Annotated in this window: 7 protein-coding genes; 4 read left to right on the top strand and 3 right to left on the bottom strand. The window is 71.1% G+C overall.

Features of this window, described 5'->3' with window-relative positions; genetic code table 11:
• Window positions 1-117: 117 nt before the first annotated feature.
• Together ACZYRU_RS02930 and ACZYRU_RS02925 are read right to left on the bottom strand one after the other, a co-directional pair.
• Complete coding sequence (locus tag ACZYRU_RS02930; RefSeq protein WP_488956238.1) at window positions 118-3,333, bottom strand: (Fe-S)-binding protein; 3,216 nt, start codon at window positions 3,331-3,333, stop codon at window positions 118-120.
• Between the two features lie 194 nt (window positions 3,334-3,527).
• Entirely contained in the window at window positions 3,528-6,095 is a 2,568-nt protein-coding gene (locus ACZYRU_RS02925) for a hypothetical protein (protein ID WP_488955580.1), read from the bottom strand.
• Between the two features lie 125 nt (window positions 6,096-6,220).
• On the opposite strand from ACZYRU_RS02925, the gene ACZYRU_RS02920 reads away from it, so the two are divergent.
• From ACZYRU_RS02920 to ACZYRU_RS02910, 3 genes are all read left to right on the top strand, one after another.
• Complete coding sequence (locus tag ACZYRU_RS02920) at window positions 6,221-7,687, top strand: M1 family metallopeptidase (protein WP_488955579.1); 1,467 nt, start codon at window positions 6,221-6,223, stop codon at window positions 7,685-7,687.
• A gap of 69 nt (window positions 7,688-7,756) precedes the next feature.
• Complete coding sequence (locus ACZYRU_RS02915; protein WP_488955578.1) at window positions 7,757-8,356, top strand: TetR/AcrR family transcriptional regulator; 600 nt, start codon at window positions 7,757-7,759, stop codon at window positions 8,354-8,356.
• Window positions 8,353-10,131 (top strand): alpha/beta fold hydrolase, encoded by a 1,779-nt coding sequence (locus ACZYRU_RS02910; RefSeq protein WP_488955577.1) that lies wholly within the window; start codon window positions 8,353-8,355, stop codon window positions 10,129-10,131. The genes ACZYRU_RS02915 and ACZYRU_RS02910 overlap by 4 nt, the downstream gene beginning before the upstream one ends.
• Here ACZYRU_RS02910 and ACZYRU_RS02905 read toward each other — a convergent pair.
• Window positions 10,124-11,245, bottom strand: a complete 1,122-nt coding sequence (locus ACZYRU_RS02905) for an LLM class flavin-dependent oxidoreductase (RefSeq protein ID WP_488955576.1) — start codon at window positions 11,243-11,245, stop codon at window positions 10,124-10,126. The genes ACZYRU_RS02910 and ACZYRU_RS02905 overlap by 8 nt on opposite strands.
• Window positions 11,246-11,391: 146 nt before the next feature.
• Here ACZYRU_RS02905 and ACZYRU_RS02900 point away from each other — a divergent pair, with 146 nt between their 5' ends.
• Window positions 11,392-12,927 (top strand): hypothetical protein, encoded by a 1,536-nt coding sequence (locus ACZYRU_RS02900; RefSeq protein ID WP_488955575.1) that lies wholly within the window; start codon window positions 11,392-11,394, stop codon window positions 12,925-12,927.
• Window positions 12,928-12,965: the final 38 nt, after the last annotated feature.

Genomic DNA, 12,965 nt, shown 5'->3' with positions numbered 1-12,965 from the left:
GTCACACCCCTCCAAAGGAGGTGGGGTGCAGGAATACCCGCTGAGGCGGGGATTCCCTCGCTTCCTGACGGTTGCAACGGTCAGGAAGCGAGGGAACAAGTCAGGATGTACCCCGACTCAGAGGTCGAAGAGGGACTCCGCAGCGTTGATGTCGACGTCCGTGCGCGGCTGGTTGGCCTCGCCGGAGTACGACGCCGGGGCGGCGGGGGCCGCGGGCTCAGCCGGGGCGGGGGTCGCCTCGACCACGGGCTCCGGCTCGGGCTCGGGCTCGGGCTGGACCTCGGGCTCCGGCTCGGCGACGGCCTCGGGCTCTGCTGCGACCGGCGCGGGCGCCGGGGCGGCGGGAGCCACGGGGGCGGCCGGGGCGGCGATGTCGAACAACGAGCCCATGGCGTTGATGTCGACGTCCGACGCCGGGGCCGCAGCGGGCGCGGGAACGGCAGCGACCGGCTCGACAGCGACCGGCTCGGCGGCAACGGGCTCCGCGACCGGCGCCGGGGCAGCCGGGGCGGGGACCTCAGCCGGGGCGGCGATGTCGAACAGGGAGCCGCCGGCGCCCAGGTCGATCGACGGGGCCGGAGCGGCGGGGGCGGGCGCCTCCGCCTTCGGCTCCTCGACCTTGGGGGCTTCCGCCTTGGGAGCCTCGACCGGGGCAGCCAGGTCGAACAGCGACCCACCCGAACCGAGGTCCGCGGTCGGGGCCGGCTCGGCCTTGGGCGCCTCGGCAGCCGGAGCGGCCGGAGCAGCCGGAGCGGGAGGCGGGGTGTCGAACAGCGAGCCACCCTGGTCGAACAGGGACCCACCGGCAGCAGGCGCGGCCGGCTTCTCCTCGACCGGAGCGGCAGGAGCCGCAGCCGGAGCAGGCGCGTCGAAGAGCGAGCCCGGGTTGTCGAAGAGCGAACCGCCCTCCGCCGGTGCAGGAGCAGCCGGAGCCGCCGGAGCCGCCGGAGCCGCCGGGGCCGGGGTGTCGAACATCGAACCCGGGTCGTCGAACAACCCGCCGCCGGAGGACGCCGGAGCGGCGGGAGCCGCCGCGGCGGGCGCCTCGACCTCGGCCTCGACCGGAGCAGCAGCCGGAGCGGCCTCCGCAGGAGCAGCCGGGGCGGCAGCCGGCGCGGCCTTGGCGACCGGCTGCAGTGGAGCACCCTCACCGGGCAGCAGCTTGGTGGCCTGCTCGCCCTTGACCGAGGCGAGCAGCATCTGCGCGACGTCGAGGACCTCGACCTCCTCGCGGGCCTCGCCGTCGGCCTGCATCTTGGTCAGGCCGTCGGAGAGCATCACGCGGCAGAACGGGCAGCCGACGGCGACCTGGTCGGCACCGGTGCCGACCGCCTCGGCGGTGCGGTTCAGGTTGATCCGCTCACCGATGGTCTCCTCCATCCACATGCGGGCACCGCCGGCACCACAGCAGAAGGACCGCTCGGCCGAGCGCTCCATCTCCGCGAGCTCGGCGCCGGGGAGGATCTGCAGCAGGTCACGCGGGGGCGTGTAGACCTGGTTGTGGCGACCGAGGAAGCACGGGTCGTGGTAGGTGATCTTGCGGTTGTGCGCACCGGCACCCTCGGCGACCGGCGTCAGCTTGCCCTCGCGCACGAGGCGGTTGAGCAGCTGGGTGTGGTGGATGACCTCGAGCTCGAGACCGAGCTGGCGGTACTCGTTCTTGAGGGTGTTCATGCAGTGCGGGCAGGTCGAGACGACCTTCTTCGCCTTGGCGTCGTTGAGGGTCTCGATGTTCTGCTGGGCCAGGCCCTGGAACACGAACTCGTTGCCGGCGCGGCGTGCGGAGTCACCGGTGCAGGTCTCGCCGTTGCCGAGTACGCCGAACGAGACGCCGGCGAGGTCGAGCAGCTCCGCGACAGCGCGGGTCGTCTTCTTGGCGCGGTCCTCGTAGGCACCGGCGCAGCCGACCCAGAACAGCCAGTCGACGGACTCGAGGTCCTCGATCTGGTCGCCGACGACCTTGACCTCGAAGGGCAGGTCCTTGGCCCAGTCCAGGCGCACCGTGGGCGACATGTTCCACGGGTTGCCCTTGTTCTCCAGGCCCTTGAAGAGACCGTTGAGCTCGGAGGGGAAGTTCGACTCGACGAGCACCTGGTAGCGGCGCATGTCGACGAAGTGGTCGACGTGCTCGATGTCGACGGGGCACTGCTGGACGCAGGCACCGCAGTTGGTGCAGGCCCACAGGGCGTCCTCGTCGATGACGAAGTCGCCGCCCTCGGGGTTGTAGAACCACTCCCCCTCGCCGGCGGAGCCGACCAGCGCCTTCTCGGCGGCACCCTCGACGCCACCGGCGGCGGCGTACGCGTGCTCGCGCATCGCCATCATCATCAGCTTGGGCGAGAGCGGCTTCTCGGTGTTCCAGGCGGGGCACTGCGACTGGCAGCGACCGCACTCGGTGCAGGTCGTGAAGTCGAGGATGTCCTTCCAGGAGAAGTCCCAGATGGAGCCGACACCGAGGACGGCGTCCTCGTCGAGGTCGTCGACGTCGTCGAGCGTGATCGGCTTGCCGCCGGAGGTCAGCGGCTTGACCGCGCCGAGCGCCGTACGACCGCTCTCCTCGCGCTTGAACCAGATGTTGAACCAGGCGGTGAAGCGGTGCCAGGCCACACCCATGGTGAGGTTCGAGGAGATCACGATCAGCCAGACCATCGCGGAGACGATCTTCACCATCGCGATGAAGTAGATGATGTTCTCGAGCGAGCCGATGGAGTCGTGGCCGGTCGGGTAGAGGTTGCCGAAGGCCTGCGAGATCGGGAAGTGCGCGCCGGTCGCGTGCTCGGCGTGCTCGCCGCCGTGCGCCTGGCCGAGGTTGTACTCCGCGCCGCGGATGAACAGGATCGCGGAGCTCTCGAGGAGGACCATCGCCTCGACGAAGTAGGCCTGCCACATGGTGGAGCCGAAGAAGCGGCTCTTGCGGCCGAGCTGCGTCGGCTTGTGGGTGAGCCGGTAGACGATCAGCGGGATGATCGCGAGCGAGCCGAGGAGGCCGAGGGTCTCGGCCACCCACTCGTAGACGACCCACTTGCCGATGATCGGGATCGTCCAGTCCGGCGCGAAGAGCTGCGGGAACGCGGCGGCGACGGCGGTCGACAGGAACAGGAACGCGGCGAACGCGAACCAGTGCAGGATGCCGACCCAGGTCCACTGCAGCATGCGCGTGTGGCCGAAGGTCTCCTTGACCATCGTCAGCGTGCGGCCGACCGGGTTGCCCGTGCGCCCGGGCGCGGGCTGGCCGCGCCTGATCACGCCGAGCATCGCGCGTACGGCGCGCGCGGTCAGCGCGACCGCGACGACCGAGACGGCCAGGGAGACGACGATCGCAACGATCTGCATGGTGTCCAACAGCTCCTCATCCGGCAGGGAGTCAAGGGGCGCGCACAGGAGTGCGCCCGACGAGCCTAGTGCCGACGGGCGGTCCCGATCGTGATAGGCATGCCTTACCCACGTGCGCGGACGCAGTGAGCACCGCGGATACTACCGGCAGGTAACTTCGCGGCGCTCACCCCTCCACCAACACGGGACTTGCCTCACCGGCGGTAGGTGACCTTCTTCACGGTCCCGTTGGCCTTGAGCTTCACCACGACGGTCACCTTGACCATCTTCTTGGTCTTCGTGCCGTTCTTCTTCACCTTCCTGGCCTTGGCGCAGAAGGTGAACTGCTTGTCGAGGCGCAGGTACGGCTGGCCGACGGCGGCGATCACCTGGTCGGTCGTCAGGTGCTTGCGCACCATCCGCTTGCCGAGCTTCTTCGCCTTCGCGAGCGACATCCGCAGGTTCGGGTTGCGGCACGAGTCCGGCTGCACGCCGTACGCGCGCTCCCACATCTGCAGGTACGCCTCGGCGCCGCGGGCCATGTCGTCGACGATCTTCGCGCCGTCGCCGGGGTGCTGCGCGTCGGCGACCTGGCGCAGGTCCTCGACCCAGTCCGGGTAGAGGCCGTACTGCGCGACGCCGTCCTTGTTGATGTCCCAGACCCGCTGGCCGGCGCGCTGCTTGTCGATCGTCACGCCGCCCAGGCCGGTGAACGGGTAGCGCACCGGGTTGGGTACGTCGGCCCCGCGCGGGTTGCCCTGCGCGCCGAGGCCGTTGATGTCGGCACCGAAGCCGAAGCCGAAGTAGTAGCGCGAGTCGGCCCAGCCGAGGTGGCGGCGCCACTTCGCGACGAAGCCGGTCGAGTCGCCGGCGTACGGCGTGATGAACCCACCGGCCCGGTAGATCCGCGGGTAGGTGTCGGGGGTCGACCACGAGTGGCTCGAGATGACGCCGGCGTACCGCAGGTCCTCGATGACGTCCATCGACGCGGCGCGCGCCTTGACCGAGAGGTGGTCGGGGTCGAAGACCATCTTGCGCTTCGCGAGGCCCTCGATGGTGTGCACGCCGAGCTCGGTCAGGCCGCGCTTGTTGCAGTGCGCGGGCTGCGGGTAGAGCGGCAGCGCCGGGAGCAGGCCGAGCACCTTGCCGAGCGCCCCGAAGAGCGCGTCCTGCTGGCCGGCGGTGATGTCGGGGATGGTGATCTGCGCGTTGTCGGCGGACTCTCCGTCGGCCGGCTCGCAGTGCTCCATCGCCCAGAAGGTGCCGGTCTCGAGGAAGTTCGCGGCGTTGACCAGCGGCCCGATCGCGCCGGCGTCGCCGGCGACGCCGGCGAGGGCGTTGTCGAACTTGTTGACCAGCTCCATCTGGCGTACGCCGAGCGCCTGCATCTCGTCGAGGTTGGCGTCGATCTCCTGCGGCGTGCAGGCCGGGAAGTCGCGGCCGAGCACGGTCTTGTAGGTGCAGCCGAACGGGATCGACGTCTCGATGCCCATGATGACGGCCATCTTGCCGGCGTTGATCACGCGCCGGGCCTCGAACGGGTCCTTCACGATCCGGTAGAAGCCCTTGCCCGGACCACCGAACTGGGCGTCGATGTAGTCCTGCATCGTGTGCATGTCCTTGGCCTGGAGCCGGATCGAGGTCATGTCGTCACACGAGTTCTTCTTCAGCGGGTACAGCTGGCAGAGCTTGTTGTTCTCGACGAGCAGGTTGACGAACAGCCGCTCGCCGCCGCGCCAGGCCCGCTCCAGCCAGCGGTAGTAGGTGCCCTCGTGGGTCAGCGACTCGGGCGCCGGCCAGTCCTTGAACGTCGGCCAGCCGACCGGGTCGTGGGACGGCTTGCCGGAGAGCACGGACTCGAGCAGCGCGCCCTTGCCGCCGGTGATCTTGTGGTCGGCGCAGTCGTCGAGGGCGTACGGCGCGCCGTACTCGTGCCACGGGCGGCCGCAGTGCACCTTGCCGCCGAGGAACTCGAAGGCCATGCCGTGGGTGTGGGCGTCGACGAACCCGCGCACTTCCTGGTACGGCTTCGCGCCGCCGAACGGCTCGCCGCTGACGTTGATGTCGGCCTCGGGGTACTCCGGGCAGCCGCCCGCGAGCGCGACCCGGAAGGTGGTGCCGGACGCACCGCTGGTGAGCGTGCTGCCCTGGACGACGAGGGCGCCGGCGCCGTCGACCTGGAAGGTGAAGGAGCCGTTGCCGCCGGCGACGGTCCAGTCGGCCTGCGGGCTGGGCTTCGCGGCGACGACGACCGCGCCGTTGCCGCCGCGGGTGAGCTCGCCGGTCGGGGTGTGCAGCAGGTAGCCGCCGAGGCGGGTGGCCTTGAAGTAGTAGGGCCCGAACGAGGCGCCGCCCGCGCTGAGCGTGTAGCAGCCGCCGGCCATCGCGTACCGGTCGGCCGGCACGGCGGCGCGGGCCGGGTAGGCAGCGGTCGGGACCAGCTTCGGGTCGGGGAGGGCGCGCTCGGTGTCGACGTACGACGCCGCGGCCCTGCGCTCACGCGCCGTCGTCGGGTCGACCACGTCCTCGCCGACCGCGAGGCCGCGCGCGACCTCGTTCTTGGTCCGCGGGTCGTTGTGGTTGTGCGGCGGGAGCAGCGCGTCGTCGTGCGGGATGCCGAGGTCCGACTTCTGCTGCTCGGCCGCTGAGGCGAGCGTCGTCGTACCGTCACCCGAACCCGAAGCGGGCACCGCGAGCGCGACCCCGACCACGGACAGCGCGACGAGCGCGGCCAGTCCGACCCGCTGCCACCCCTGGGGGCGTGCGACCTGTGCTTCGTCCACCACTTCACCTCCCGGTCCCGGGGCACACGTCAGTGACCCCGATCACTGCTCCAACGACGGTCCGGGGCGGAGGTGACGGGAAAGGTGAATCGCTGTCAGATTTCACCGACCGGCATGATGCGTCCATGACCCGGAGCGCTGGTGTCGTCGCCGCAGCCGCATGCTGCCTCGCGCTCGCCGCCTGCGCAGGCCAGGCCCCCGGCAGTGGGGCCGGTCCCGGGCGGTCGTCGGCCGCGCCGACCAGCTCCCCCAGCAACACCGCGGCGGCCGGCGACCTCGCGATCGCACGCAGCGACACCCGGGCGGACTCGGTCTACCCGGAGGTCGGCAACCCGCTGGTCGACGCTCTGCACTACGGCCTCGACCTGACCTGGGCACCCGACGGCGACCGGCTCACCGCACGCGAGACGCTCACCTTCCGGGCGACCGGCGACGCGCCGCGGATCCCGCTCGACTTCAACGAGCAGCTGGCGATCTCGTCCGCCACGGTCGACGGCGCCCCGGCCGAGGCGAGCGTCGAGGGCAACGACCTCACCGTCGCGCACCCGATCACGGCCGACCAGCAGTACGAGCTGGTGCTGGAGTACGCCGGCACGCCGGCCTCGGCCCCCGCCCCGAGCCAGCGGGCGGACTTCGCCCAGGGCGTCGGCTGGACCACGACGCCGGAGCACGAGACGTGGACGCTGCAGGAGCCGTACGGCGCGTTCACCTGGTACGCCGTCAACGACCAGCCCTCCGACAAGGCCCTCTACGACTTCACCCTCACCGTCCCGGCACCGATGTCCGGCGTGGCCAACGGCGTGCTCGCCTCCTCGACCACCGAGGGTGGGCGGAGCGTGAACACCTGGCACCTCGCGGAGCCCGCGTCGTCGTACCTCGTCACGGTGGCGTTCGGCCGCTACCAGCACACGGACCTGACCTCGGCGAGCGGCATACCGATCCAGGTCTGGGCGGACGCCGACGGCGACCCGCTGCCCGGTGACACCGCGAAGACCCCCGACGCGATCGACTGGCTGGAGAAGCTGCTCGGGCCCTACCCGTTCGACAGCTTCGGGGTGCTCGTCGTCGACAACGACAGCGGCATGGAGACCCAGACCATGGTGACGCTGGGCGAATCGCCGTACAGCCTCTCGGAAGCGGTGCTCGTGCACGAGGCCGCGCACCACTGGTACGGCGACACGGTCACCCCCGCCGACTGGTCGGACGTGTGGATGAACGAGGGCATGGCGATGTACCTGCAGGGCATGTGGGAGGCCGAGCAGGAGGGCACCACGATGGTGCGCAAGACCGACGACTGGGCGGCCTTCGAGTCCGAGCTGCGCGCCGCGTCCGGGCCGCCCGGTGCCTTCGACCCGACCCGGTTCGGCGACGGCAACATCTACTACGGGCCGGCGCTGATGTGGCAGGAGCTGCGGGAGCGGATCGGCGAGAAGAAGTTCTTCGAGGTGCTGCGCGAGTGGCCGGCCCGGGAGGCCAACGGGAGCGCCGACCGGCGCGAGTACGTCGACTGGATCGAGCAGACGACGGGCGAGGAGCTGTCGGACTTCTTCGACGAGTGGCTGCTCGATCCCGACACCCCGTCGCGCGACTGAGCGCACCCGCCACGCCGCGCTCGGGCTCCGTCGTGTTGCAAAATATGTAGACCGGTCTATTCTTGCCCCATGGCATCCAAGGGAGACCTGACGAAGACGCGCCTCGCAGAGTCCATGCTCGAGCTCATCCAGACCAGCGGCTACAGCGGCACGGGGCTCAACGCCGTGATCGAGCATGCCGCTGCTCCACGGGGGTCGATCTACTTCCACTTCCCCGAGGGCAAGGAGGGTCTCGGCGTCGCGGCGGTCGAGCTCGCGGCCCAGCGGTTCGAGGCACTGATCGCCGAGGCCGCAGCCTCGGCGGGTGGCCCGGCCGAGGCCGCACGCAGCGCGATCGAGGCCCTGACGACCATCGTCGCCGACAGCAACTTCAGGCTGGGGTGCCCGGTCTCGGTGGTCACCTTGGAGATGGGAGCGGAGAACGAGCGGCTGCGGCAGGCGTGCGCGACCGCGTTCGAGTCGTGGATCGCGCCGACGGCGATGTTCCTCGAGGCCAGCGGCGTCGCCGCCGACGAGGCCCGGTCGCTGGCGACGGTCGTCGTCTCGACGATCGAGGGGGCGGTCATCGTCTCGCGCGCCATGCGCAGCACCCAACCACTGGTGTCCGCCGCCGACGTCGTGGCGGAGCTCATCAACCAGCGCTGCCAGAGCACCGGAGGGAAGCGATGACCGCGCGCGGAGGCTCGCGCCACGCCCTGGTCTTCGGGGCCTCGGGCCTGGTCGGCCGGCACCTCGTCCTGACCCTTGCCGCGGCCGGCGCGGACGTCACCGCGGCGGTCCGGACCGCCGAGTCCGGAGCGCGCGTGGAGCAGTGGCTCCGGGAGCACGGCCTGACCCGGCGCATCCGTACGACGATCGTCGACTTCGACGCCGACGAGATCGTCACCGGCGGCCCGGGTGCCTTCGCGGACGTGACCGAGATCCACAACTGTGCCGGGTCCTTCCGGTTCGGGATGACCGCCCAGGAGGCACGCAGCGCGAACGTCGGCATCGTCGAGAAGCTCATCGACCTCGCCGGCGACCTCCCCGAGCTGCAACGGGTCGTGCACGTGTCCGGCTACCGCGTCGGTGGGCAGGACCCGTCGGCGATCCCGTGGTCCGACGAGCACCGCACAGCGGTCTACGAGGAGCTCGGCGCCTACGAGGCCTCGAAGGTGGAGTCCGACGCGATCCTCCAGGCCCGAGCCCGGGAGCGCGGAGTCCCCTGGACCATCGTCAATCCCGCCAGCGTGATCGGCGACAGCACGACGGGAGAGTCCGACCAGCACATCGGCCTGGCGACCACGATCGAGCAGATCTGGGACGGCTCGGCTGCCGCACTGCCCGGGAACGGCTCGACGTTCCTCCCGGTCGTCACCGTCGACTACCTGGCGGCCTTCATGGCAGCAGCAGCGGTCGACCCGGCAGCAGCTGGCCGGGCCTACTGGGTCCTCGACGACGACACCCCGCCGCTGGCCGACCTGCTCACGCACGTCGGCCGTCATCTCGGCGCGAAGGTCCCGCGCATGCGGATGCCGGTCGGTGTGATCAAGCGGCTCCCGCAGTGGATCACCAAGGCAGATCCCGAGACCCTCACCTTCCTGTCCGCGGACCGCTACCCGACCGGGTCCGCCATCGAGCTCGCCGACCGGCACGGGATCGAGATGCCCGACGTGCTGGTGTCCCTCGAGCGATGGGCCGACCACCTCGCTGCTCATCGCTTCGGCGCCGCCCGGGGTGGCGGCCGTCGATTCGTCTCCGCCGGCGGCCTGCGGACGTTCGAGCTCGGCGTACCGGGATCCCGCCGGGTGATCCTTCCGGGCCTGCCGGTGAACGCGGACACCTGGGCCGACGTCGCGTCGGGCGTCGGCGCGCGTGTCGTCGACCTGCCCGGACTCGGTCTCAGCAACGGCAGCGGCGTCCAGGACTGGCCGCAGTGGCTGTCGGCGGTGCTCGAGGAGCCGAGCGATCTCATCGGTCACTCCATCGGTGCGGCTGCGGCGGTCGTCGCTGCCGACCGGTTCCCGGCGAAGGTGGGGTCACTCACGCTGGTCGCTCCGTTCTTCCTCCAGGCCCCCCTGGGCGCCACGGCCAGGCTGCGGCCGCTCGTCCGCACCTACCTGCGACGTACCGAGCCCGTGAAGCTCTCGCGCCAGCTGGGCGGCACAGGCGCGAGCGCGGGCGCTCTCGAGTCCAGCGTCAGCGACCTGAGGCGGAGCAGCGCCGCGAGGGTGGCCGAGCAGCTCGCGCTGGCGGGATCGGAGCAGTGGCGAGCCGAGCTGCGGGAGGCGCTCGGGCGATTCCGCGGACCGGTCCGCATCATCACGGGAAGCGACGACCCGCTCTCCCCGGGCGCGCTCGAGCAGCTGGCGTCACGTCCGAACGTGGAGCTGGTCTCGGTGCCGGGCGCCGGGCATCATCCGCAGTTGACCCACGGCGATGCGCTCGTCGACCTGCTCACGTGATCGTCAGCGCCAACGGGGCGGCGGGGGCCTCCCACAGCCCCCGCTCCTCGAGCACGGGGAGCACACCCTCACCGAACCAGTAGGCACCCTCCAGGTGCGGGTACGCCGACAGGACGAAGGTGTCGATGCCGACCTCGCTGTACTCCTCGATCAGGTCGGCGACCTCGTCGTGGCTGCCGACGAGCGAGGTGCCGGCACCGCCGCGGACCAGGCCGACACCGGCCCACAGCCCGGGGTGCACCTCGAGCCCCTCGCGCGTGCCCCGGTTCAGCGAGAGCATGCGCTGCTGCCCGACGGACTCGCTGGCGGCGAGGCCGGCCTGGGCCTCGGCGATGATGGCGTCGTCGATGCCGGCCAGCAGCCGGTCGGCCTCGGCCCAGGCCTCCTCGGAGGTGTCGCGGTTGATGACGTGGACCCGCAGGCCGAACCGGAGCTCCCGGCCCTCCGCGTCGGCGAGGTCGCGGATCCAGCGGACCTTCTCGGCGACCGCGGCCGGCGGCTCTCCCCACGTCAGGTAGACGTCGGCGTGGCGAGCCGCCACCGGCCCCGCGGCGGGCGATGAGCCACCGAACCTGATCTCGGGGCGGACCTCCGGCACCCGGTGCAGCTCGGCACCCTCGACCCGCACGTGCCGGCCCGCGAAGTCGACGCGCTCGCCGGCCCACAGGCGTCGGACGACGGTGAGGAACTCCTCGCAGCGCGCGTACCTCTCTTCCTTGTCGAGGAAGTCGCCGAACGCGCGCTGCTCAGCGCCCTCCCCACCGGTCACGACGTTGAGGAGCAGCCGGCCGCCGGAGAGATTCTGGAAGCTGGCAGCCATCTGCGCCAGCAGCGGCGGCGAGATCAGGCCGGGACGCACGGCGATCAGGAACCGGAGGCGCCGGGTGACCTCGGCGAGCATCGCCGAGGTCACCCAAGGGTCCTCGGTCCAGGTACCGGTCGACACCAGTGCCGACTCGAAGCCGAGCTGCTCGGCGCTGCGGGCGACCTGACCGAGGTAGTCGACGGACGCGGGCCGGCCCGCGGGGCCCGCGGCGAGACCGTGACCACCGCCCACCACCTGGCGGCCGTCCCCGCCGTCGGTCGGCAGGTACCAGTCGAACGCGAGAGACATCGCGGCTCCTTCATCGTCATCTCAACTTTAAGTTGATTGAACTAATCATATTGATGCCGCCGGGCGCTCGCGCCCTCCCGGTCACCAGACGACCGCGCAAGGTGAAACAGGTTCTCGTTCTGCGCAAAACGACTTAGCATCCCCGGATGCGCATGCTCCGCGTCGCGGCCTCGGGGTTCGCCGCCACCCTCGCCCTGTCCCTCGGCGTCCTGCCGTCCGCCCCGGCCCATGCCGACCTCGGCCTGCCGGGCCTGCCCGGGCTGCCGGCCCTGCCGACGATCCCCGGCCTGCCGATCCCCTCGCTGCCGACCGACCTGCTCGCCCCCCGCTTCACCGGCGCCCCGGTCACCGCGCAGCCGCTGGAGGCGCCGCCCATCCCCCAGAACCCGTTCCTCGCGCCCAACGGACGCAGCAGCATGCACAACGACCCCTACAGCTCCGACGCGTACGCCGTGTCCGGGCCGCTGGGTCGCAACCTGCAGGTGCGCACGGCGTCGTACGGCATCCGGGAGTGCGCCACGACGGCGTTCGACTCGCACGACCGGATCGTCGGGCTGTGCGGCGGGCTCGAGGGCTTCACGCTGATGGTGATCGACCCGGTCACGCTGCACGCGGTCTCGCAGCTGCAGCTCTCGCAGCGCGACCTGCTCTCCGGCGCGAACCCGCTGACCGACATCTGCGGCGGCACCTACTTCTTCCTCGACGGCCAGGACCGCGCGTACGCCACGACGACCGACTCCTCGATCGCCGAGGTCGCCGTGAACGCCGACGGATCGCTCACCCGGGGCCGGACCTGGCCGCTCGCCGCGCACCTCGGCGCCGACGACTGCCTGGTCGCGACCGGCGTCGACTGGGCCGGCCGGGTCTGGTGGTTCAGCCAGCAGGGCACCGTCGGCACCCTCGACCGCACGACCGGCGCGGTGAAGGCGCTGGAGCTGCCGGACGGCGAGGGGATCTTCAACTCGGTCTCCACCGACGAGACCGGTGGCGTCTACTTCGTGTCGACCCACCAGTCGTACCGCCTCGACGCGGCCGCCGACGGCACCCCGCAGATCACCTGGGCGATCCCGTACGACCGCGGCAGCGTGAAGAAGCCGGGCATGCTCTCGCAGGGCTCCGGCACCTCGCCGACCCTCATCGGCGACAGGTGGATCGCGATCGCCGACAACGCCGAGCCGCAGAGCCACGTCATCGTCTACGACCGCCGCACGGGCGTCGCCGACCGCGAGCACTGCTCGATCCCGGTGCTGGCGTCGGGTGCGAGCACGACCGAGAACAGCCTCGTCGCCGCGGGTGAGTCGCTGATCATCGAGAACAACTACGGGTACGCCGGCGTGCAGTCCACGCTGCTCGGCAAGACCACGACCCCCGGCGTCTCGCGGGTGATGATCGACCCCGACGGCTGCCACGTCGCGTGGACCAACCCGACCAGCGCACCGACGTCGGTACCGAAGGCGTCGCTCGGCAACGGGCTCGTCTACGTCTACTCCAAGCCCAAGGGCAACCTGGTCGACCCGTGGTACGTCACCGCGATCGACATCCGCACCGGCGAGACCCGCTGGAGCAGGCTGACCGGCACCGGCATCCAGTGGAACAACCACTACGCGTCGATCTACCTCGGCCCCGACGGCGCGCTGTACGTCGCCACGATCGTCGGGCTGATCCGCGTCACCGACGGCTGAGCCCTCGGGAGGGCTCAGGTCGTCGCCTGCTCTGCCGA

This window comes from Nocardioides sp. F233 (assembly GCF_057813895.1).
This window is presented reverse-complemented; position numbering and strand designations above follow the sequence as displayed.

What these genes read in the sequence shown, in the direction of transcription:
- ACZYRU_RS02930 (WP_488956238.1), bottom strand. Translation starts at nt 3,333, where the DNA reads ATGCAGATCGTTGCGATCGTCGTCTCCCTGGCCGTCTCGGTCGTCGCG.
- ACZYRU_RS02910 (WP_488955577.1), top strand. Translation starts at nt 8,353, where the DNA reads ATGACCGCGCGCGGAGGCTCGCGCCACGCCCTGGTCTTCGGGGCCTCG.
- ACZYRU_RS02915 (WP_488955578.1), top strand. Translation starts at nt 7,757, where the DNA reads ATGGCATCCAAGGGAGACCTGACGAAGACGCGCCTCGCAGAGTCCATG.
- ACZYRU_RS02905 (WP_488955576.1), bottom strand. Translation starts at nt 11,245, where the DNA reads ATGTCTCTCGCGTTCGACTGGTACCTGCCGACCGACGGCGGGGACGGC.
- ACZYRU_RS02900 (WP_488955575.1), top strand. Translation starts at nt 11,392, where the DNA reads ATGCGCATGCTCCGCGTCGCGGCCTCGGGGTTCGCCGCCACCCTCGCC.
- ACZYRU_RS02920 (WP_488955579.1), top strand. Translation starts at nt 6,221, where the DNA reads ATGACCCGGAGCGCTGGTGTCGTCGCCGCAGCCGCATGCTGCCTCGCG.